Genomic DNA, 22,657 nt, shown 5'->3' with positions numbered 1-22,657 from the left:
CCTCACGAGTTCCACTTGGTCCGCTGGCGCAGCGCCAGAAGGATCATCGACATGGCGATAATGACAATGAAGAACACCACGGCAATCGCCGAGCCATAGCCAATGTCGTAATAGGAAAACGCCACATTATAGAGATAGATATTGATGGTTTCCGAAGCCGTACCCGGACCGCCCTGCGTCATCGCATAGATGATATCGAAGCTTTTGAGCGCATCAATCGAGCGGATGATAACGGCCACCATGATGAAGGGCAGGATCATCGGCAGCGTGATATAGCGGAACTTCTGCCAGCCGTTGGCACCGTCAATTTCCGCACTTTCAAACGGATCGCGTGGCATGGAGGCAAGGCCGCCAAGCACGATCAGCATCACAAGCGGCGTCCACTGCCATGTTTCAACCAGTACCAGCGACGGGATAACCGTGCTCTGATTGAAAATCCATTCCTGCGGCGGAATGCCAACCAGCGACAGAAGATAGTTCAGCACGCCAAGCTGCGGATGATACATCATCGTCCAGACGAGGGCGACCGCCACCGGCGTTGCCATCATCGGCATCACGAAAATGCCGCGCAACAGCCCGCGCATCGGCAATTTGCTGTCAAAGACCAGCGCTGCAATCGTGCCCAATATCATCGGAGCAACGACCGAGAGAACCGTATAGACAACCGTGTGCCACATGGATTCCCAGAAGCGCATATCGGCAGCAAGGCGCAGATAATTGTCGAAGCCGACAAAACTCTGCTCACCGCCGAGTTGCCACTGATTGGCACTCATCCAGAGTGTAAACACCCATGGGAAAACGATCACCGCCCCGACAGTGATCAAGGCTGGAAGAACGAACGGCCAATAGCTCGGTCTGAGACGACTTTTAAAAGGCCGGGTGGCAGGAACAGCCGTTGCGGCTGCTCCTGTTTTTGCACCTATCGGGGCAGCAGATGTCATTTTCCTTCGCTCCGTGCGAGGACCGGACGGAATTCTTCCGTCGCGCGTTTCATTTCCGTTTCAGCGTCTGCACCATTCAACAGATTGGTGAGGCCCACACCGATAATGTCGCGGAATTCCGTGACAGGCACGATGACCGGCAGGCAGAGCTGGCTGATCGGCGCTGATTTCGAGAGCGCCTCTACCCAGCCTTCCGGCATGGTCACGCCCTTGCGCACGGCTTCGTCGTCAATGATCGACTTGCGGAACGGGACACCCGAACCCGACTGCAACAGACGCGCACCCATTTCTTTGGAAATGGCCCATTGGCAGTAAAGATATGCGGCTTCCTTGTTCTTGGAAGCTTCTGTGACGCCGATACCGTCGCCGGTCGTCGGTGCGGCCTGTGCATTCGGGCCTGCTGGCATGACACCATAACCAACCTTGCCGACAACGCGCGACTTGTTCGGGTCTTCAAGCGGCGGTGCAAAGCCGATACCGTCGAGCCACATGCCAACGCGACCCTGAAGGAAGTTCGACTGGCATTCTGCCCAGTTGAAGCCCGCAACCCCGGGAGGTGCCGATTTGGTCATCAGGCGCTGATAGAGCCTGGCCGCTTCAATGCCTTCCGGTGAATCCGTCTCAACATTACCATCAGCGTCCACCGACTGCTTACCATAACCAAGCATAAGACTGGTGAAGACCGGCGCATTGGCGTTTTTCATGCCGCGCGCAACGAAACCATAGGTTCGGGTGGACGGATCGGTCAGTGCTTCGGCGGTTGTGACCAGTTCTTCAAAGGTCTTGGGGAATTCAAGCCCCTTCTCCGCAAAGAGGTCTTTGTTCCAATAGATAATCCAGTAATCGACCGAGAATGGCAGTGCACCAAAGCGACCATTAGCATCTTTGGCAAAGGTCAGACCCGCGCTTGCAAAATCATCTTCGGTGAGCGACGCGTCGGTCAGCGTCGGGTCTTTCAAAAACGGGTTGAGATCGGCAAGCCAGCCGCCCTTTTCAAACTGACGCTTCTGAACGTGATAGCTGATGTGGATAACGTCGAAGCTCGGACGGCCCGAAGTCAGCTCAATCACCGCCTTCTGGCGCTGCTGTTGTTCCGGCGTCTGCTCGGAATTAACCTTGATGCCCGTCAGGTCTTCGAATTCCTTCTGATGCTTCTGAAGGAGTTCGCCACGCGGGCTTTTGATCAGATTTACTTCAAGCGTGGTGCCCGCATATTTTTTCCAGTCAACACCTGACTGGGCAAAAGACGGGCTAATGCCCGTTATGCCGGATGCAGCAATTGCTGCCGTTCCCGCCATAAACTGACGGCGTGTTGGACGTAACAGATTCATCGCTTATTCCTCCCCTGTAATGTTTGCGGCCCGGCGACTCCTCTCGCCAGACCTTGGTCTTTAAATGTGCAAAGCCAGTTTCCGTGCATTGTTGATGTGAACGGCGATGGCATCCATGGCCGTTTGCGGGTCGCGGGTCTCAATGGCGCTCAACACAGTCAGATGCTCTTGCATAACCGGAATCACACGCCCGTTAATACGGAAACGCTCCTGATTGATCAGACGCATCTTGATTGTGTTGGTCTGGTAAGCACGCCAAATGATTTCATTATTAAGCGAGCTAACAATCGTATCATGCAGGCTCCAGTCGATATTCTGTGCCTGTTTTTCAAGCTCCGGTGTTTCACCTTCGTTCATTGCACGATTGAGCGTTTCTTCATGCTCAGCGCGCAACGAACGCAGCAATTCATCGGAAGCTGACTGGCAAAAAATCGCAACCGATTCCTTTTCGATGAAAAGGCGAAACTGAAACGCTTCGCGGATCAGATTAAGATCAATATGGGCGATCTGGAGTCCACGCTGCGGTACGGTCTTGATCAGACCTTCCGTTTCAAGACGCGGGATCAATTCGCGGATCGCACCCAGCGGCAGACCCGTCATAGTGACGAGCTGACGCTGTGAAACGAACTGGCCCGGATGAAAATCACGCGCCAGCAAATGCTCAGTGAAGCTCTGATAAGCCTTATCGCGCAATTTTACCGGTTCTTGGTGATCGTCCGCCAAAGCCATTTCCTTTTGCTATCGACGCTTATGCCGTGATCAGGCCGCTTTTGCCATATGCAAACGGTCGAATACACTGCCAATTGCATCGAAGTCAGCGTCATTCAATGAAATCAGCGGTGCGCGTACACGACGCCATTCCTTGTCGCCCGTATGACGCGCAACCATGGCCTTGACCGCTGGCGTTACCGGATAGTTGAGCAATTGCTGCACAGCGCCAACCAGTTCGTTGTCATCCTGACCGTCATTGACCATGCGCAGCAGGCGATCCGGGAACAGGTTTGCCATGCCGGAAATTGCGCCCTGCCCACCAAGGCGTACACCAGCAGCGAGATCACGCTCATCGCCGATCAGGATCGCAATGTCTTTATGCGCTGCAAGCAGCTTTTCCGTATAGGACCAGTTGCCGGAGGAATCTTTCACACCGGTGATGACGTCACCAAAGGCATCTCGCAGACGGGTGATGAGATCGACCGACAATTCAACCGCCGTCACCGACGGGATATTGTAAAGGATGATGCTGCGCGCATCATCGCCCAAATCTTTGAGAACCGCCGAGAACCAGTTGAACAGGCCTTCGTCGGACAGGTTTTTGAAATAGGACGGCGGTGCCAGAAGAATGGCTTTGCAACCGCGACGCAGCGCATAACCGGATTGAAGCACGGCATCCGCAACCGAATTTTCCATGACGCCGACAACGATGTTTGCAGCCGAAAAACCATCCGCGATGAAAGCATCAAGCAGCGCTGCGCGTTCAGCATCGGCAATCGACGAACCTTCGCCGGTGGTGCCAAACAGAGTGACGCTTGAGCATCCGCTGTCGATGCGGGCGCGGGCGTGCTTTAGGGCACGGCTGACATCGATTTTGCCGTCAGCATCGAATGGTGTGGTGAGTGCCGCAGAGAGGCCGAAGCGCTCCTGCCCTGAATATTGTTGTGCCAAAACTGGCTCCTCCCAAATTTGAACTGTAAGTTGGCACATACTAACATGTTAGTAAATAGTCAATTCGGGTTCAGTGCGTGTTTGTATGTTTTTGGGAGGAGATTGCCGGCTTACTGGGCCGGAACAACACCGCTTTCTATGAAAGAAAGGACTTGCTGATAGTCTGGTGAACCGGCGCGGCCGCCAAAGCGTGCGCACTTGATGGCCGCAGCCGCATTGGCAAAGCGGATCATGTCGCTGATCCCTTTGCCGTCAACCAGACCATGGGCGAAAGCGCCATGAAAGACATCGCCCGCTGCCAGTGTATCGACGGCTTTCACCTTAAAGCCCGGTACATGGAATACTTGCTTGCCAGCCCCTTGCGTCCAGTAACAGCCATCAGCGCCAGCGGTGACAGAGGTGAAAACATCATAGCGGCTGGCCAAAATGTTCACACATTCGCGCAAATCCGTCGTGCCGGTCACGCTGATCGCAGCGGGTTCTGATGCAACAATATGCGTTGCAAGCGGCAGCAGCTTTTCCAGAAGCTCGACAGGTGCGGTATCCGCATCCAAGATAGCTGGAATCCCTGCATCGCGAGCAGCTCGAAGGGCTGTTTCAGCCGCCCATGGCCAGCGCACATCGGTCATTACAGCGGCGTAGGCGCCAGCTGCAATCGGCGGAATCTGATCCGACGGGCTTGCAAGTGCTGGGTCATAAAATGGCACGATGATGCGCTCGCCGTTTGCATCAACGAGAATTGACGAGAACGCCGTGCGCACGCCTTCCAGCCGACGGATATAAGAGCAATCGATGCCTTCGGCTTCAAGCTCTGCGATGGCGCGCTCACCCACCGGATCAACTCCGGCAGAAGCCCAAAGCGCCACATCCCCACCAAGCCGGGCAATCGCGGCTGCGGCACTCGAAGCCATGCCAGCGGCGATCTCGACCGCTTCACGCGGCAGATATTTACCTGCCGCGTGTGGAAGTTCATCAAGGCGCAGAATGGTGTCCATGGTAAGGGCACCAACGCAGAGAATTTTGGACGTCATGATTACGAGATCAGACCTTCCGAACGGAGCTTCGCCCAGAATTCATCCGGGATGGACTGCTCGAACCAGACAACATTCTGCCTGATCTGTTCTGGCGAACGCACACCAATCAGAATGGAGCTGACGGCCTCATGCATCATCGGGAACTGCATGGCGGCGGCGGCAAGCGGTACATTGAAGTCGTCGCAAATATCATGCAGGCGGTTGGTGCGTGCAATGATTTCAGCAGGCGCATCAGCATAATCGAACTTCTGTTCGCCACCGCGTGGGGCAGCCAGAATGCCGGAGTTGAACACACCGGCAATCACCAGCGCCATGCCGCGCTTTTGCGCCAGCGGCAAGAATTCCTTTTCCGAAACCTGATCAAGCAGCGAATAGCGGCCAGCCAGCAGCGAGCAGTCGAGATCCGCTTCCTCAAGCGCATCACGAATGACCTGCCATTCATTCACGCCAAGGCCAAAGCCTTTAATATTGCCTGCTTCGCGCAATTCACTCAGTGCACGGAAACCGCCGCCCTTGGTCAATGCGTTCCAGTGAAACTCATGACGGTCAGCATGGGTCACGCGGCCAATGTCATGGACATAGAGCAGATCGATTTCGGGAAAGCCAAGGCGCTGCTGGCTGTCATCGAAGCTGCGCATAACACCGTCATAGCTGTAATCAAAAACCTCACGGAAATTGAGGCCATTGTGCCAGCCGGAATCGAGAGGATTTTTTGGTGGCGATGGCGGCAGCGTGCGACCAGCGCGCTCATTGGTCATCAGGCGGCCAACTTTGGTAGAAACCACGGCGCGTTCAGTCTTTTCGCGCAGCAAATCGCCCAAAAGATGCTCGCTTCGACCAAGACCATACATCGGTGCGCTGTCGAAATAGCGGATGCCGCTGTCCCAGCCAGCTTCGAGCAAAGCATCCGCATCGGCACGGGAAACAGGCGCATAAAGCCCGCCCAAAGGTGCGGTTCCCAGACCAAGCGCCGTTACGGACAGACCCGTGCGGCCCAGTGTGCGCCTATCAGATACTTTAAGCTGCATAAATATCTCCTCCAGAACCTATGCCCGCGCTTTAACGGCGCGCATCTTGTCCGAAAACCGTTTCACACTTTTCGGGATGCGCTCTAAACGCGCACAGACTGATAAGAGGAAGATAATAAATTCGCAAACGAAAAACCTATTCATCTGCGAATAAGAATCTCAATCCGCTTGTGAAAAGCGTGCCTGGATGCTTTGTGAAAGCAGCGCAACAGGGCGCGACTGATCGCCAGCCTTAACCCAGATCAGCTCTTCGATTTCACTCGAAGCGGCAGGCACCTGCCCTTCCCTCAAAGTGAGGTGGAACAGTTCTGCTTCAACGATGGAATCAAGTTCGTTGGCGGCTGGTGCCGACATGCGCGCTGCATAGCGCAACTGGCTCTCGTCAATCAGAATGCCAAGCTCTTCCTCGATTTCGCGGATAAGCGCAATCTGCGGCTCTTCGCCAGTATCGATCTTGCCACCGGGCTGAAAAAAAATCTCGCTGCCGCGCTTGCGAACAAGGAGGAAACGGCCCGCTTCATCGCGGACAATGGCTGCTGCAATAAGAATCGTTTTCATGATGCTGCAACATCATCACGAACACGCACACCGTCAAGAATAATTGCTGCAATGGAGCGTGCTGTCTGCTCATAAAAATCCGGCTGCTCGGTTCGGTTGCCAAGAATGGCTGCAACCTGAACCGAGAAATCGGAATAATGCTGCGTCACGGCCCAAATCGTGAAAATCAGGTGATAAGGATCAATGGGCGCGATGCGCTTTTCTTCAATCCAACAACGAATAACGCCTGCTTTTTCATCGACCAGCTCTTTCAGATGGCCTTTGAGAAAATCAGTAATCGCCGGTGCACCATGCAGAATTTCATTGGCAAACAGCCGCGATGCTTCCGGCCTTTTGGCCGAAAGCGCAAGCTTTTGCGCAATATAGTTCTGGAGTTCCTCAAGCGGATCGCCTTCAGGGTTGATGCTCTCGAACGGGCCAAGCCATTCGGTGAGTGTCTCCTCCAAAACCGTCACGTAGATATTTTGCTTGCGCGGAAAATAATACAGCAGGTTTGGCTTCGACATCCCTGCCTTTTCGGCAATCTGATCGACTGTCGAACCGCGAAACCCATAAGCGGAAAAGACATCAAGCGCTGCATCCAGAATGAGCCTGCGATTGATCGCCTGAATGCGCGTCGCACCCTCCGCCTTTTCATTCACACCTGCTTCGGCGGGAGCTGTCGCATCTGTGACCATTTAACACCTTTTGACGGAGCAAAATTTCTTAAAATCGCTTGACCGCTGTCGAACGCTCTTCTAGCCTGCATTTTGACCAACTAGTCAAGTTTTTGCAAATGCTGCAAGAAGATTGAGGCCAAAGAGCTGGGTCGCGGGAACAACATAACATGCGAAGCGCTTGCGGCAATGCCGCAGTTATTCCATGCTTGAAATGTGGAGGCAGAGCAAATGGCGCTCTCCAGTAATCTCAAGGTCAATGGCGACAGGCTGTGGGACAGCCTGATGGAAATGGCACAGATTGGCCCCGGTTTGCGTGGTGGCAACAATCGCCAGACGCTGACCGATGAAGACGCCGAAGGTCGCCAGCTTTTTCAGAAATGGTGCGAACAGGCCGGACTGTCGATGACCGTCGATACGATGGGCAATATGTTCTTTCTTCGCGCAGGCGAAGATGCGGATGCCGATCCGGTTTATATGGGCAGCCATCTCGATACGCAGCCGACAGGCGGCAAATATGACGGCGTGCTCGGTGTGCTGGGCGGACTTGAAGTCATGCGCACATTGAACGACACCAATATCAAGACCAAGCGCCCGATCGTCGTGGTCAACTGGACCAATGAAGAAGGCACGCGTTTTGCACCTGCAATGCTCGCTTCCGGCGTTTTCGCCGGGGTGCTAGAACAGGACTGGGCCTATGAGCGCACCGACGCCAAAGGCAAGAAATTCATCGATGAGCTGGAGCGCATTGGCTGGAAGGGCGACGAGCCGGTTGGCAAGCGCAAGATCCATTCGATGTTTGAGTTGCACATCGAACAAGGGCCGATCCTTGAGGCTGAAAACAAGGATATTGGCGTTGTCACCCATGGTCAGGGCCTGTGGTGGTTGCAGGTAACACTGACCGGCAAGGAAGCACATACCGGCTCAACGCCGATGAAAATGCGCAAGAATGCAAGCCTTGGCTTGGGCAAACTGCTGCAACTGGTCAATGAGATTGCGATGGACTATCAGCCCGATGCGGTCGGTGGCGTGGGCCATATTGAAGTCTCGCCAAACTCACGCAATGTGCTGCCCGGTCAGATCGTTTTCACCGTCGATTTCCGCTCACCGGATCAGAAAACACTCGATGCCATGAAAGCCCGCTTTGAAACGGAAGCGCCAAAAATCGCAGCAGACCTTGGCATTGGTATCGAGATTGAAGTGGCAGGCCATTTCGATCCCGTCACTTTCGATGAAGGCTGCGTCACGGCAATTCGCAATGCAGCCGAACGGCTTGGCTACAGCCATCGCGACATTGTTTCCGGTGCGGGGCACGATGCCTGCTGGATCAATCGCGTGGCACCGACCGCCATGGTCATGTGTCCATGCGTCGATGGCCTCAGCCATAACGAAGACGAAGAAATCTCAAAGGAGTGGGCATCGGCTGGCGCTGATGTACTTCTTCATGCCGTATTGGAGAGTGCTGAAATTGTAAGTTAATTTCCAGCCTATCCAATACTGCTTAATGTTCGAAACAAAACCAAAAAGGGGAACGCGAACATGGTTAGTTCTGGGGCAAGCAAGGTCATCAAAGGCGGCACCGTCATTACGGCAGACCGCACCTTTAAAGCCGACGTTCTCATCGAAGGCGAGAAGATTGTAGCCGTGGGCGATAATCTGACCGGCGATGAAACCATCGATGCTTCCGGCTGTTATATCATGCCAGGCGGCATTGACCCGCATACGCATTTGCAAATGCCCTTTATGGGCACCTATTCATCCGATGATTTTGACACTGGCACTGCGGCAGCGCTTGCAGGCGGCACGACGATGGTGGTCGACTTCGTTCTTCCCGGACCAGAAGGCAATCTGCTCGACGCATTGCAGGAATGGTTCCAGAAGGCAGGCAAGGCGCGTACCGACTATTCGTTCCACATGGCAATCACCGGCTGGAGCGAACGCGCGTTTAATGAAATGCCGGAAGTGGTGAAGCGCGGTATCAACACCTTCAAACACTTCATGGCCTATAAGGGCGCGTTGATGGTCAATGATGACGAGATGTTCGCATCGTTCCAGCGCTGCGCCGAGCTTGGCGCCATGCCGCTGGTTCACGCGGAAAACGGCGATATTGTTGCGCAATTACAGGCCAAGCTCTTGGCTGCTGGCAATGACGGTCCGGAGGCACACGCCTATTCACGCCCGCCGGAAGTGGAAGGCGAAGCGACCAACCGCGCCATCATGATTGCCGATCAGGCCGGTGTGCCGCTTTATGTGGTGCATACATCCTGCGAGCAGGCGCATGAAGCAATCCGCCGTGCACGCCAGAAAGGGATGCGCGTTTATGGCGAGCCGCTGATCCAGCATTTGACACTTGATGAAAGCGAATATCACAATCGCGATTGGGACTATGCTGCGCGCCGCGTAATGTCGCCGCCATTCCGCGACAAGATCAATCAGGACAGTCTGTGGGCCGGACTTGCCGCTGGAAGCCTGCAATGCGTTGCAACCGATCATTGCGCTTTCACATCCGAGCAGAAGCGCCATGGAATTGGTAATTTCACCAAGATTCCAAATGGCACCGGCGGGCTTGAAGAACGGCTTCCTGTACTCTGGACGCGTGGGGTTCGCACCGGTCGTCTGACGCCCAATGAGTTCGTGGCTGTCACTTCGACCAACATTGCGAAGATCCTCAACATCTATCCGCAAAAGGGTGCGATCCTGCCGGGCGCCGACGCCGATATTATCATCTGGGACCCGGAAGCGACCAAGAAGATCTCTGCCAAAACGCAGCATTCTTCCATTGATTACAATGTCTTTGAAGGCTTTGAGCTGAAAGGCTTACCCGTCAAAACATTCTCGCGCGGTCGTCTCGCCTTTGATCATGGCCATGTCACAGCGCAGCCGGGTGATGGACGTTTTGTCGAACGTGAACCCAACGGTGCCGCCAACAAGGCCCTGTCGCAGTGGAAAGAAATCGTCGCGCCCCGCAAGGTGGAACGCAGCGCCGAACATATGCCAATAGGGGTCTGATTCATGGCTCCAGCTTCGCTTCGGGAAATGCATGTGATGAACATCGATAACATGGCCCCGGAGCGGGGCTTTGATGGTGCGCCGACCGTGATCGACATCAAAGACCTGTCTCTGGTTTTTGAAACCAATGACGGTCCGGTCCATGCGCTTTCTAACATCAATCTCACGATCAAACGTGGTGAGTTTGTTTCCTTCATCGGCCCTTCGGGTTGCGGCAAGACCACCTTGATGCGCGTGGTGGCCGACCTCGAACAGCCCACTTCCGGCTCTGTGACCGTCAACGGACTGACGCCTGAACAGGCACGGCTTGATCGCTCTTACGGCTACGTCTTTCAGGCGGCGGCGTTGTTTCCGTGGCGCACGATTGAAGACAATATCGGCCTGCCACTCGAAATCATGGGATATAGTGCTGCCGAGCGCAAAGCGCGGATTGAAAAGAATCTGGCGCTGGTGAACCTCACGGGTTTTGGCAAAAAATTTCCATGGCAGCTTTCCGGCGGCATGCAGCAGCGAGCATCGATTGCGCGTGCATTGTCGTTTGACCCTGACATGCTGCTGATGGATGAGCCTTTCGGCGCATTGGATGAGATCGTGCGCGATCACCTCAACGAACAGCTTCTCAAACTCTGGGCGGCAACACAGAAAACTGTGATCTTCGTGACACACTCCATTCCTGAGGCCGTCTTTCTGTCAACCAAGATCGTCGTGATGAGTCCGCGTCCAGGCCGCATTCATGAAATCATCGACTGCGATCTGGGGCCGGATCGCACGCTCGACATTCGTGAATCGGATGCCTTCCTCAAAATCGCCCATCGCGTGCGCGAAGGCCTGCGGCTGGGGCATATTCATGAGTGAAACCCGGGCGGGACTGACAGTTTTTTTTCGCGACAAATTTATTCCGGTGGCGACGGTTCTGCTGGCGATCATCGGATTGTGGTATCTGCTTGCAGTTTTTCTCAACGCGCCGTTTGAGCGAGATCAGGCAGAGCGCGCCGGAACCGAGATTTCGTTCTCGACAATTGTTGCCAATACGATGCATCAGGATCGCCCAGTGCTGCCTGCGCCACATCAGGTGGGGCAGGAAATCTGGAAAACAGTCTTTGATGTCAAGCCAAGTTCAAAGCGCAGCCTCGTTTATCATGGCTGGGTGACACTATCCTCGACATTGCTCGGCTTCGTGCTCGGATCGGCGCTTGGCGTGTTGCTCGCGGTCGGCATTGTGCACTCGCGCACGCTTGACAAAAGCCTGATGCCTTGGATCATCACCTCGCAAACAATCCCCATCCTTGCCATCGCGCCGATGATTATTGTGGTGCTGAATGCGATTGGCATTTCGGGGCTGCTGCCAAAGGCGATCATATCGACTTATCTGTCCTTTTTCCCGGTTGCAGTGGGTATGGTGAAAGGCCTGCGCTCGCCCGATGTGATGCATCTTGATCTGATGCGGACATATAATGCATCGCGCAATCAGGTTTTCTGGAAGTTGCGCTGGCCTGCGGCCATGCCGTTCCTGTTCACATCGATGCAGATTGCGGTTGCCATCAGCCTTGTCGGCGCAATTGTTGGCGAGTTGCCAACGGGGGCCGTCGCAGGTCTTGGCGCGCGTTTGCTGGCCGGTTCCTATTACGGTCAGACGGTGCAAATATGGGCCGCCCTCATTGCAGCCGCCATTATGGCGGGATTGCTTGTGGCGCTTGTCGGGCTGGTTGCGCGTATCGTCAACCGACGCATGGGCGTAAAACCTGAAAGGGCGGGTGCATGATGATGAATGTGATAATCATTATCGCGCTGATTGCCGTTTCATGGGCGATTGTCGGCTGGGTGGCAAGCCTCAAGGCGCGCAACCCGCACACTCAGAAGCTGCTGGACATTGCAGTCCCTGCCCTTTTTGGCATCGCGATGCTTCTTCTTTGGGAAGTGAGTGTGCGCCTGTTTACCGTGCCGCAGGTGCTGTTGCCTGCGCCCTCCGTCATATGGGCGCGGATCACGAGTTCGGTTCCCATCCTGTGGGCTGATTTTCAGCAGACCTTCATGAAGGCGGTCATTATCGGCTATATCGCGGGCTGTGGCTTAGGCTTTATCACCGCAATTATTGCTGATCGCGTACCATTTCTGCGCAAAGGCTTGCTGCCGCTTGGTAATCTTGCAGCCGCCCTTCCCATTGTCGGCGTTGCGCCCATCATGGTGATGTGGTTTGGCTTCGACTGGCAGTCAAAGGCAGCGGTCGTCATTATCATGACCTTCTTCCCGATGCTGGTGAACACGGTTGCGGGCTTAGCTGCGAGCGGTTCGATGGAACGCGATCTGATGCAGACCTATGGCTCGAACTACTGGCAGACACTCATCAAACTGCGCCTGCCCGCGGCCATGCCCTTCATTTTCAATGCGCTCAAGATCAACTCCACACTGGCTTTGATCGGCGCAATTGTCGCCGAATTTTTTGGTACGCCCATCGTCGGCATGGGTTTCCGCATATCCGCAGAAATCGGCCGCATGAATGTGGACATGGTCTGGGCCGAGATTTTTGTAGCCGCTCTTGCGGGGTCGCTTTCTTATGGGCTGATCGCGCTGATCGAGCGCAGAATGACATTCTGGCACCCTTCTTACAGGAGGGCATAAGCCTGAATATTTGGCATCTGCAAGTATAATGCAGACCAAAGCACATTCCGAAAAGTGGGAACCGGTTTTCGGGCAAAATGCGCGCAATAAAAACAACCAGAGGAGAACTAAAATGAAAAAGGCAATTTCTTTATGCCTTGGAACAGCCGGACTGGCGCTCGCACTTATGAGCAGCTCGGCAATAGCAGCTGACAAGCTGACCTTGCAGCTCAAATGGGTGACGCAGGGACAGTTTGCTGGCTATTATGTCGCCAAGGATAAGGGGTTCTACGAAGAAGAAGACCTTGACGTGGACATTAAGCCGGGCGGCCCCGACGTTGCCCCACCACAGGTGATTGCCGGTGGTGGCGCTGACGTGGTGGTGGACTGGATGCCGTCAGCCCTTGCTACTCGGGAAAAGGGCGTTCCACTCGTCAACATCGCACAGCCATTCAAGAAATCCGGCATGATGTTGACCTGTCGCAAGGACACCAACATCACCAAGCCGGAAGATTTTAAGGGCCGCACGCTTGGCGTCTGGTTCGGTGGCAATGAATATCCGTTTCTTTCGTGGATGAGCCATTTAAATATCCCGACCGACGGCGGCAAAGACGGCGTAACTGTGCTCAAACAGGGCTTTAATGTCGATCCGCTGATCCAGAAGCAGGCCGACTGCATTTCCACCATGACCTATAATGAATATTGGCAGGTGATCGATGCCGGTATTCCGGCGGATCAACTCGTCGTGTTCCCTTATGAAGAACAGGGCGTGGCAACACTTGAAGACGGGCTCTACGTGCTTGATAAGAGCCTTGAAGACCCGGCAATGGTCGATAAGCTTGCCCGCTTTGTCCGCGCTTCGATGAAGGGCTGGCAATATGCGTCAGAACATCCTGACGAAGCTGCCGAAATCATTCTGGAAAACGACTCTTCTGGTGCACAGACACAGGAAGTTCAGGAGCGTATGGTCAAGGAAATCGCCAAGCTGATTGATGGTTCTGACGGCACGCTCGACGTCGCTGCCGCCGACCGCACGGTTGAAACTTTGCTTGGCGGCGGTTCTGATCCGGTCATTACCAAGAAGCCGGAAGGTGCATGGACCGCGAAGGTCACAGACGCGATGAAGAAGTAACAACAAAAAGCCCGGTCTCACGACCGGGCTTTTTCATTTCAGCTTCTCTTCCAGAGTTGCTGCCCTGGCCATTTCGCGTTCAAGCCGCGCTTCTTCTTCAACCTTTGGCTTAGTGAAGCGTCCCAGCAGAAGATAGGCAACAGGCGTCACGAAAAGGGTTGCGATCGTTGCAAGTCCGAGGCCACCAACGATAACCCAACCCAGTGCCACACGCGCTTCCGCACCTGCTCCGCTGGCGAGCACCAGCGGCACGCCGCCCAGAACCGAACAGATCATCGTCATACAGACGGGACGCAGGCGGATATTGGCTGCTTCTTCAATTGCCTCACGCACATTCATGCCCTTGTCACGCAACTGATCGGCAAATTCGACAATCAGAATGCCGTTCTTAGCCATGATGCCGACCAGCAGCACAAGCCCGATCTGGCTATAGACGTTGAGGCTTGTGCCGGTGAGGATCATTGCAAAGACGGCACAGCCGAGGCCAAGCGGCACCGTTGCCATGACAATCAGCGCGCTGATGAAGCTCTCAAACTGCGCGGCCAGAACCAACAAAATGATGATGATCGCAAAGCCGAAGACCATCATAATGCCACCGGAGGTTTCACTGAGTGTAGAAGCCTCCGCAAGCGGGATGATGTGGGCTCCCGGTGGCAACAGCGGTGCTGCGATCTCCAATGCAGCCGCATAAGCATCTCCCAGCGCGAAATCGCCCTGCAAACCTGTGGTAATCGCAACAGAACGCTGGCGCTCTTCACGGTTCAACTGCGGCGGCACCGCCTTTTCCACCACTGTCGCGATAGATGACATCGGTACATAACGACCGTCCCCCGTTTTGAGGAAGACGTTTTCAAGATCCGTCGGATCATTGATGGGATTGGTGGTCGATACAAGCTTCACGTCAAAGCTTCTGTCGCCGACATAAACCGAACCGATCTTGCGACCATCGAGCACCGCCTGTACGGCGTTGGCAAGGCCGGTAATATCGATGCCGAGATCGGACGCTCGCTCGCGATTGATTTCGACGGAAAGCTGCGGCTGTGTTGCGTCAACAGACAAGCGCGGCTGAACGAAACGCGGATCTTTTTCCAGTGCGGCAACGATTGCATCGCTTGCCGGTCGCAGCTTGGCGTAATCACTGCCCACAACGGCAAACTGCAAGCCATTACCGGCACCCCGAATGCCAAGGCTGTTTGGCTGCATTGTGAAAATACGAACCGCCGTGATCCCACGCACACGAGCATTGATGTCTGCCATAATTTGCTGTTGCGAACGGGTGCGTTCTGTCCACGGCGCAAGGGTGAGCACCATAAAGCCATTATTGGAAGCACCGCCGGAGCCGGCAATCGCATAGGTGGTCAGGATTTCACCATCGTCGCGTAATGGCTGAATCGCCTGCTCGATCTTATCGAGCTGCGATTGAAGAAATTCAACGCTGATCCCTTGGGGACCGTTAATGCGCAACAGCGCGACGGCCCGATCTTCCGTTGGCGTGAGCTCCTGTCGCAACATGCCGAAACCAACGTAAGAAGCGCCAGCAAAAAGTACGGCCACGAGCACGACGATCAGGGGAGCGGAGAGACAGGCGTGCAGGCTCTTGCGATAAAAACGCGACAGTCCGCCACCGATCCTTTGCAGAAACTTTGGCCCATGCCGCCCTTCCGATACCTCACTGCCTTCTTTGAGAAAGCGCGACGCCAGCATTGGGCACAATGTCAGAGCCACAATAGATGACAGCAGAATTGCAATTGCAAGCACAAAACCAAATTCGCGGAACAGACCACCCGCCTGCCCCGGCAGGAAGGAAATCGGCACGAAAACAGCGACAAGCGTCAATGTGGTCGCAATAACCGCAAAGAACACTTCCTGCGTGCCAAGAACGGCGGCAGCGCGTGGCCCCATGCCCTGATTGCGCCTTCGGACGATGTTTTCCAACACGACAATGGCATCGTCCACCACAAGCCCCGTAGCAAGCACCAGCGCCAGCAATGTGAGGATATTGATCGAGAAGCCCGTCAGATAAATCGCCGCAACCGTACCGATCAATGCCACCGGCATCGCCAAAGCCGGAATAAGCGTTGCGCGGATATCCCAAAGAAACATGAAAATGATCACGACCACGATGATCACAGAGGCAATCAGCGCGATCTCGACCTCATGGATCGCGCCCCTGATGAAGTTAGCATCGTCACTGGTGACGGTAATATTGACACCTTGCGGCAGGGTCTTCTGCAAGTTCGCAACAGCCGCACGAATGCCTTGAGAGATGTCGAGCGTATTCGATTGCGCCTGACGCACAATACCAAGGCCGATGGCCGTTTTGCCATTGGAGCGCACCGACGAGCTTTCAATATCCGGCCCGAGCGTAACACTGGCCACATCGCGGATCTGCGTGCGGCCTTTGATATAAACATTTTCAAAGTCTTCGGGCTTCTCGAGATTGGCGGTGGCTCGCACTACGATAGATTGATCCGAACTGCGCAGAGAACCTGCGGGCGCATCAAGCCCCATTGATGACAAAGCACTGGATATATCGGCAATGGTAAGCCCATAGCTGGCAAGACGGGCCTGATTGATATCAATGCGAAAAATCTTGTCGCGGTCGCCATTGATCTGCACATCAGCGACACCGGGAACCGCGGAGAGAACGTCTTCAATCTGGTCTTCAACCAAAACAGTCATGTCATCAACCGACATGGTGTCGGACGTAACCGCGAGACGCATCACCGGATCGGCATTGGAATCGGCCTTGATGATGCGGGACGGATCCGCTTCTTGCGGCACATTGTTGGCGACGCGCGAAATCGCATCGCGCATATCAGCGGCGGCAACATTGAGATCGACGCCATCATTGAACTCGACCGTGACACGGCTTCGTTCAAAGGAGGACGTCGACGAAATCGATTTCACACCAGAAACACGAGCGACAGCGTTTTCCAGAACCTGTGTCAGCTGACGGTCTATGGTTTCAGCCGATGCACCGCTGAAATCCGTGCTGATGGTGATAACAGGTCGATCCACATCTGGCAGTTCGCGGATATCCACACCTGTAAAGGCGGCAAGACCGGCAACGATAATCAGAACATTGATGACAAACGCAAAAACCGGGCGCCGAATAAACAGCGCGGTTGAACCACCGTTCTTGCCTGCGGGCGATTTTGGATTGCTCACGCTTGCCCCTCACCCTGCATTCTGGCTTTTGGCAGGGACTGCAAGAGCCGTGCCCTTTTCGTCGAGTACACGCACCGGCGCATCATTGCGGATGGTTTGCACGCCCTGCGTCACGATCAGATCGCCTTGTTTGACCGGCCCGTCGATAAGGATATTCGTTGAATTGCGCTGTACGATACGGGCAGCGACTTTTTTGGCAACGCCGTCTTCTACGCGCCACACATAAGAGCCGTCTGCGTCCCACTGAATGGCCAGTGGATCGACGGACGGATAGCGATCACCGGGGAAAAGAATGGTCACAGAAAAAGACATGCCCGCGCGCAACAGATCCTGCGTGTTATCAATTTCGGCACGAACATGCAGCGTGCGGCTGGCGACATCCAGCGTATTATCGACGGCATCGATCTTGCCACTATAGGTGTCACCGGGAAACGCAGTGGATTCTGCCGAGACCGGCAACCCCACCTTAATCTGTGGCGCGAAGCGTTCTGGCACCCAGATATCGATCAAAACCTTGGAGCGATCATCGATGCGCGCAATAGAGGTATCGGCCGTAATGTAATTGCCGGCATTAACCGGCAGGATTCCAACAATGCCCGAAATGGGCGCGGTGACGGTACGGCGGCTTAAAGCAAGCTGCGCGTCTTCCAGGGCAAGTTTGGTATTGGCAAGCGCCAGATCGGCTTCTATTTCCTGCACAACCGTTGCGGTGTTGGTGGCGCGAAGCCGGGCTATGCGCTCACGCGTTGTTTGTGCATCCTTCAGCGCAATCTGCGCTTTTTCAACAGCAATCGTTTCTGTCTCATTGTCCAGTTGCGCGATGGCGTCACCTGCCTTGACGGTATCTCCGGCTTTCACAAAAAGCTTGTTCATCGTGCCGCTGGAATAGGGCGTTACCGAAACGGTGCTGAGCGCGCGTGCAGAACCAATAGCCGTCAGGCGGTTGTTAATGGTTTCCTGCCCTGCCGCCTCAACAATCACCAGAGGGGCTGCTTTTCCTGAAGACTGTTCATGGGTCTGCTGGCCGGATGCTTCTTGTGTGGAAGACGCCTTGTTTTTGTAAAAATACCAGCCACCACCGGCAGCGATAATAACAAGCAGGCACAGAACAATCTGCTTCCAGGACTTCATTCAACTCTCCGGCAAGACTCTGCCGAACACGTCGACAAAATTCTAATCAAAATATGCACATTCACTTTGACCGCAGATTATGCCCGCAAAAAGTATCAAAATGATGGGGTGCTCAAGATGTCACATTGCTTAAGCCATCACGGATTTCCCCATCTGCGATTTTGCACGCAGCGATTGAGCAGGTCGAGTTAAATTTCGGTAATATGAGTGATCTTTTTGATTGTGACATTTGCTCGATGCCTGTGAATGAGGGAGATAAAACTTAGAATGAGGCCACGAGAGCATAATATCCGAAGAAGCGAAATACGCTATGAAACCGAGAACAGAGGTTTTGGAGCAGAAAGCGCTGCTAACCAATTTCATGCAAAGTAGTTAAAGCCCGTTGGAATTCTCTTACGCCTCCATATATAAAAGGTAAAATTTTTGCGTATTTCATTGTGGCAAGCTTACTAAATTGGGCATGGGCGCATTATGCCCCGCAGCCTTTCAATCTGGATTTAATGTATGGTGGCGGTTGATCAATCCATGAGTACCGGAAACGTCGTGGCCGACGCAGCCGCGCATTCTGGCCCCCCGGACCAATCCACAGCTGCATCCACCGAAACCGGCGAACGGGCGTCACAGGACAATACGTCACCAAACCAGTTTACGCGTCTTCGCTGGCGCAACCGGCTTTCAAGCAAACTTCTCATTCTCACCGCCCTTGCGGTTCTTATAGCTGAAGTTCTGATCTTCGTTCCGTCCATCGCCAATATGCGTGTGCGTTGGATGAGTTCGCGCCTTGATACGGTCGATGCTGTCAGCGAGGTATTGATCGCCAGCGGCCACATGAATATTCCGCGCGAAGTGCAGGACAAGGTTCTGCTCGCGACAGGCACCAAGGCAATCGCTTTGCGTGAAGCTGGCGCATCGCATCTTCTGGCAATGAGTGAAATGCCGGGCAATATCGATCAGGTGGTCGATCTTAACAATATCAGCGAAGCCGCAGCGATCTGGGATGCCTTTGGAACGCTTTTTAACGGCGGCAATCGCACGTTGCGCATTTTTGGTTCAAACCCACCATCCGCCAATCCGGGGCGCATCATTGAAATTGTCACTTCCGATGCACCGCTTCGCCATGCCATGCTCAGTTACGCAACCAACGTGGCTATCATCTCTTTGCTCATATCGGTGATTGCTGCGAGCCTGATTTATCTCATCATCCATGAAATGCTGCTGCGCCCGGTGCGGCTCATGCATCGAAACATGATTGATTTTGCAGCCTCACCCGACAATCCAACGCGTATTCTCGTGCCCGAAAACCGCAAAGATGAATTCGGTATCGCCCAGCGGCAGATTGCTCATATCCAAAGCGATCTGCAACGCACGCTCAAAGAGCAGAAGCATCTTGCTGATCTTGGACTGGCGGTTTCCAAGATCAATCATGACATGCGCAATATTCTGGCGTCGGCACAGCTCATGTCGGACAGGCTTGCGGATACTGAAGACCCAATGGTGAAGCGCTTTGCTCCAAAGCTCATTCACACACTGAGCCGGGCTATCACCTATTCAGAAAGCGTGATGGCCTATGGTCGCTCCCAGGAGCCACCTCCTGCGCCCCGCCGTGTGCTGCTTCAGTCGATTGTTCTCGATGTGCAGGAAACGCTCAATCTGAACGCGGATGGCGGGATTGAGTTTGAGAATCTGGTTGCAGATGATTTTGAACTCATTGCAGACTCCGAACAGCTCTTCCGCGTTCTGTGCAATCTTTGCCGCAACTCTGTGCAGGCAATGGAGCGCGATCACACCAGCGATGTCTCCACCGTGAAACGCCTGACTATTTCAGCAGGCCGCATTGGCACCACGGCGATCATAGGCATAGAAGATACGGGGCCAGGCTTACCGCAAAAGGCCCGTGATCACCTCTTCACAGCCTTCAAGGGGTCAACTCGCAGCGACGGCACCGGCCTTGGCCTTGCCATTGCGCAAGAACTTATCCGTGCTCATGGCGGCTCGGTGGAGCTGCGCGAAGATCGCCCCATCGGCGCACATTTCGAGATTCGCCTGCCAGACCTGCCAAATTGGGACAATAAGCAAAATAATCAGCATCGTTAGAGTTTTCTACCGCGTGATTCCCGTCCAACGCATAGATTCCATGACCAATTTTGATCCGCTTTTCATTTATCCGGGGTTTTCCCCACTTGATGACAGGCTAAAAAAGCCCACAAAACCGGGCGTTGACAAGAAAACTTCACATAAGCGCATTTTTTTCCAAGAAGGTGCTTGCATTTAGCAATGGGTCCGATTATCAACCGCCCATCGCCGCAGACGATGCGGCACACAGGCAAGCACCCGTAGCTCAGCTGGATAGAGCACCAGACTACGAATCTGGGGGTCAGAGGTTCGAATCCTTTCGGGTGCGCCATTTCTTTTTCAGTAAATAATTGAAAATATTAGAGATTTCCCTTAGTGGGGATGTTTCTTCCTCCAATATTTCCCCCAATACATTTTGGTAGCCTTGAAACCTATCTGGAATTTGCCGGAATATGATCTGTTATGCGGCGGCATTTTAGCGCTCTCTGCCTTGTCGAAAAAACATCAAATACGCCAGAAGCGGAACCTTCAAAACCCTCAAAACCCCATCCCTGCTCGCACTGCTCAAAATGGACACCCAGTAAATCGTAGTATTTTAGTGAAAGCCATGAAAACGGGTGTCTCCAAATTTGGAGAGACCCTCTCCAGCTTAGGCTCGCGTGATGACCGGAATTAAATCGGTGTTTCTCTGGCGATATGATGTCAGATAAATCGGTGAAGCCTCGCGCGTGCGCGCGTATTGGTCCGCAAATTCAGCGCTGTGTGACGCTGTTAGGTAATGCGCATGCGGAGATGATGATAAAGGCAGAGAGCGAGAAGTTTGGCGGTTATCAATCGCTCCAAAAATAAAACCCCGCAGTAAGCGGGGTTGAAACACAAAGAATCGAAACTTTAACTAACCGGTCTCACTCGCCAAGATTTGCGAGATGCACGATACATCAAGGCAGTCAGCGGTAATTGTAAGGCTATCCAAAACACGACTGGCACGTAACCTGACCAATTCGCTAGGAAACCAACGGAAATAATCAAACTCAACAAAACGGTTGAGAACAGAAGAAACCGCTTACGACGATATTCAGCGCCGCAGCTTAAACATTTCAAACCCTCTTTGCAGGCTTCATCGCCACATCGTCCGCAATTCATCGCAACTCTCCCAGAGACTGACTGTGATATCGTTAGCAAAAATAGAATGGTGTGTCACGATCCGCCACTACACCGTTTTGATTAGCGCGCACAATAATCCGATATAATCGTGGTTGTATGGCGTCGAGATTATACCGGCAGGAATATAGGGGTATGCGCAACTTTGCGCAGACCCATCCTTAAAATTCAGGAGACCCAGTAGAACTCCATGACGCTCGTGATGTCCGTCCATTTGTTAGCCGTTGATAATCAGGTGCTATAGTGCAAACTGAAATCGTTGATGAATTAACATGAGGATACGCCAACATGAGTGATACGCCAAAGAACACCCCATTCGACGGACCTCAGTTGCAGGGCGAGCATTATCACCGCGCAGATATGTCCAACACCAATTTCGACGGAGTAAATCTGTCAGAAGCACGATTCTACGCGGTTTTGAGCAAAGCGAAATTCAATGATGTGAATCTCAGCGAGGCGGAGTTTGACGATGCCAATCTCACAGCAGTGCGATTCAATGATGTAAACATGACCGGCATAAGCATCACAAACGCTAACATGACTGGTATCACCATCAGCGGCGTCACACTTGTGGATGCCGACATAAAGGATGCGGATCTGACAGGAATGCGCATAAATGGCGTTCTCGTTTCCGCGCTATTTGAAGCGTACGAAAAATTGAATGCACCTGACTAATGAGGAAGTAAGAATGACTGACACAGCTAGGTCGCGTTGACAAAGTGGATTCCAAAATCAACTAAAGCATGATTCAAGACTGTCTTTTAGGAGGCAGTGATGGTGCGTGGTGATCTTACCGATGGGACGCGCTCTTGGCTTTATCCTGACAGCGGAGAAGCTTCGGATTACAATGCTGTCGCAGAATTGATGTCTATACCTGTGAAGAAGCCCAGACTATTGCTGGCTGATAAAGGGTATGATGGCGATAGTTTTCGGGAAGCTCTTTTGTGCAGCGGAATAATGCCAGTCATTCCACCAAAAGCGAACCGGAAAGACCCGCCCGCCTGTGACTTCCGAGCTTACAAAGATCGCAACCGCATTGAGCGTATGTTCAACAAACTAAAACAATTCCGTCGCATTGCCACACGGTACGATAAAACCAGAAAATCTTTTGAAGCATTCCTCGCTATCGCAGCCGTCAAAATATGACTACCTCACTTTGTCAACATGATCTA

The 22,657-nt window shown here is 53.7% G+C and carries 18 protein-coding genes, 1 tRNA gene and 1 pseudogene; 10 read left to right on the top strand and 10 right to left on the bottom strand.

Annotated elements, in window-relative coordinates; genetic code table 11:
• Positions 1-2: 2 nt before the first annotated feature.
• The 8 genes from ABE530_RS01835 to ABE530_RS01800 form a co-directional block, all read right to left on the bottom strand.
• Entirely contained in the window at positions 3-941 is a 939-nt protein-coding gene (locus tag ABE530_RS01835) for a carbohydrate ABC transporter permease (protein WP_499693406.1), read from the bottom strand.
• Complete coding sequence (locus ABE530_RS01830; RefSeq protein WP_396997721.1) at positions 938-2,272, bottom strand: ABC transporter substrate-binding protein; 1,335 nt, start codon at positions 2,270-2,272, stop codon at positions 938-940. The genes ABE530_RS01835 and ABE530_RS01830 overlap by 4 nt, the downstream gene beginning before the upstream one ends.
• Positions 2,273-2,332: 60 nt before the next feature.
• Complete coding sequence (locus tag ABE530_RS01825; protein ID WP_265983839.1) at positions 2,333-2,995, bottom strand: GntR family transcriptional regulator; 663 nt, start codon at positions 2,993-2,995, stop codon at positions 2,333-2,335.
• Between the two features lie 36 nt (positions 2,996-3,031).
• Entirely contained in the window at positions 3,032-3,934 is a 903-nt protein-coding gene (locus tag ABE530_RS01820) for a dihydrodipicolinate synthase family protein (protein WP_499693405.1), read from the bottom strand.
• A 110-nt stretch (positions 3,935-4,044) separates the two neighbouring features.
• Positions 4,045-4,965 (bottom strand): PfkB family carbohydrate kinase, encoded by a 921-nt coding sequence (locus ABE530_RS01815; RefSeq protein ID WP_499693404.1) that lies wholly within the window; start codon positions 4,963-4,965, stop codon positions 4,045-4,047.
• A gap of 2 nt (positions 4,966-4,967) precedes the next feature.
• Positions 4,968-5,996 (bottom strand): aldo/keto reductase, encoded by a 1,029-nt coding sequence (locus ABE530_RS01810; RefSeq protein WP_499693403.1) that lies wholly within the window; start codon positions 5,994-5,996, stop codon positions 4,968-4,970.
• Positions 5,997-6,155: 159 nt separating this feature from the next.
• On the bottom strand, positions 6,156-6,554 hold the full coding sequence (locus tag ABE530_RS01805; RefSeq protein ID WP_265982909.1) for an NUDIX hydrolase: 399 nt from the start codon (positions 6,552-6,554) through the stop codon (positions 6,156-6,158).
• Complete coding sequence (locus ABE530_RS01800) at positions 6,551-7,231, bottom strand: TetR family transcriptional regulator C-terminal domain-containing protein (RefSeq protein ID WP_499693402.1); 681 nt, start codon at positions 7,229-7,231, stop codon at positions 6,551-6,553. Before ABE530_RS01800 ends, ABE530_RS01805 begins: the two co-directional genes overlap by 4 nt.
• Positions 7,232-7,441: 210 nt before the next feature.
• On the opposite strand from ABE530_RS01800, the gene ABE530_RS01795 reads away from it, so the two are divergent.
• The 6 genes from ABE530_RS01795 to ABE530_RS01770 all read left to right on the top strand — a co-directional run bounded on the left by ABE530_RS01795 (position 7,442) and on the right by ABE530_RS01770 (position 13,949).
• Positions 7,442-8,689 carry a Zn-dependent hydrolase gene (locus ABE530_RS01795; protein ID WP_499693401.1) on the top strand — a complete coding sequence of 416 codons (1,248 nt, stop codon included), beginning with the start codon at positions 7,442-7,444 and terminating at the stop codon, positions 8,687-8,689.
• Positions 8,690-8,749: 60 nt separating this feature from the next.
• On the top strand, positions 8,750-10,219 hold the full coding sequence (gene hydA / locus ABE530_RS01790; protein WP_499693400.1) for a dihydropyrimidinase: 1,470 nt from the start codon (positions 8,750-8,752) through the stop codon (positions 10,217-10,219).
• Between the two features lie 36 nt (positions 10,220-10,255).
• A complete protein-coding gene (locus ABE530_RS01785; RefSeq protein ID WP_499693657.1) occupies positions 10,256-11,074 on the top strand; it encodes an ABC transporter ATP-binding protein in 819 nt (272 codons plus the stop codon).
• Complete coding sequence (locus ABE530_RS01780; RefSeq protein ID WP_499693399.1) at positions 11,067-11,981, top strand: ABC transporter permease; 915 nt, start codon at positions 11,067-11,069, stop codon at positions 11,979-11,981. Before ABE530_RS01785 ends, ABE530_RS01780 begins: the two co-directional genes overlap by 8 nt.
• Positions 11,978-12,838 (top strand): ABC transporter permease, encoded by an 861-nt coding sequence (locus ABE530_RS01775; protein ID WP_265982902.1) that lies wholly within the window; start codon positions 11,978-11,980, stop codon positions 12,836-12,838. Before ABE530_RS01780 ends, ABE530_RS01775 begins: the two co-directional genes overlap by 4 nt.
• Before the next feature lie 112 nt (positions 12,839-12,950).
• Positions 12,951-13,949: an ABC transporter substrate-binding protein gene (locus tag ABE530_RS01770; RefSeq protein WP_499693398.1), complete on the top strand. Its 999-nt coding sequence runs from the start codon at positions 12,951-12,953 to the stop codon at positions 13,947-13,949.
• Between the two features lie 33 nt (positions 13,950-13,982).
• Here ABE530_RS01770 and ABE530_RS01765 read toward each other — a convergent pair whose 3' ends face one another.
• On the bottom strand, positions 13,983-17,120 hold the full coding sequence (locus tag ABE530_RS01765) for an efflux RND transporter permease subunit (RefSeq protein WP_499693397.1): 3,138 nt from the start codon (positions 17,118-17,120) through the stop codon (positions 13,983-13,985).
• A 9-nt stretch (positions 17,121-17,129) separates the two neighbouring features.
• The gene (locus tag ABE530_RS01760; protein WP_265982897.1) at positions 17,130-18,251 is read right to left on the bottom strand and encodes an efflux RND transporter periplasmic adaptor subunit; all 1,122 of its coding nucleotides are present in this window, start codon (positions 18,249-18,251) and stop codon (positions 17,130-17,132) included.
• Positions 18,252-18,776: 525 nt separating this feature from the next.
• Here ABE530_RS01760 and ABE530_RS01755 point away from each other — a divergent pair.
• The 4 genes and pseudogenes from ABE530_RS01755 to ABE530_RS01740 all read left to right on the top strand — a co-directional run.
• Positions 18,777-20,345, top strand: a complete 1,569-nt coding sequence (locus ABE530_RS01755; RefSeq protein WP_499693396.1) for a sensor histidine kinase — start codon at positions 18,777-18,779, stop codon at positions 20,343-20,345.
• A gap of 233 nt (positions 20,346-20,578) precedes the next feature.
• Positions 20,579-20,655 (top strand) — tRNA-Arg (locus ABE530_RS01750).
• Between the two features lie 1,118 nt (positions 20,656-21,773).
• Positions 21,774-22,160, top strand: coding sequence for a pentapeptide repeat-containing protein (locus ABE530_RS01745; RefSeq protein ID WP_499693395.1), 387 nt, complete (start codon positions 21,774-21,776; stop codon positions 22,158-22,160).
• Between the two features lie 124 nt (positions 22,161-22,284).
• Positions 22,285-22,631: pseudogene (locus ABE530_RS01740) on the top strand (IS5 family transposase); the annotation flags it as partial.
• Positions 22,632-22,657: the final 26 nt, after the last annotated feature.

The sequence above is a fragment of the Brucella sp. TWI559 genome, assembly GCF_039674265.1.
In the GTDB taxonomy this organism is placed as follows: Bacteria; Pseudomonadota; Alphaproteobacteria; order Rhizobiales; family Rhizobiaceae; genus Brucella; species Brucella chromiisoli.
Note: the sequence above shows the minus strand (reverse complement) of the source record. Positions and strands in the feature narration are given on the sequence as shown.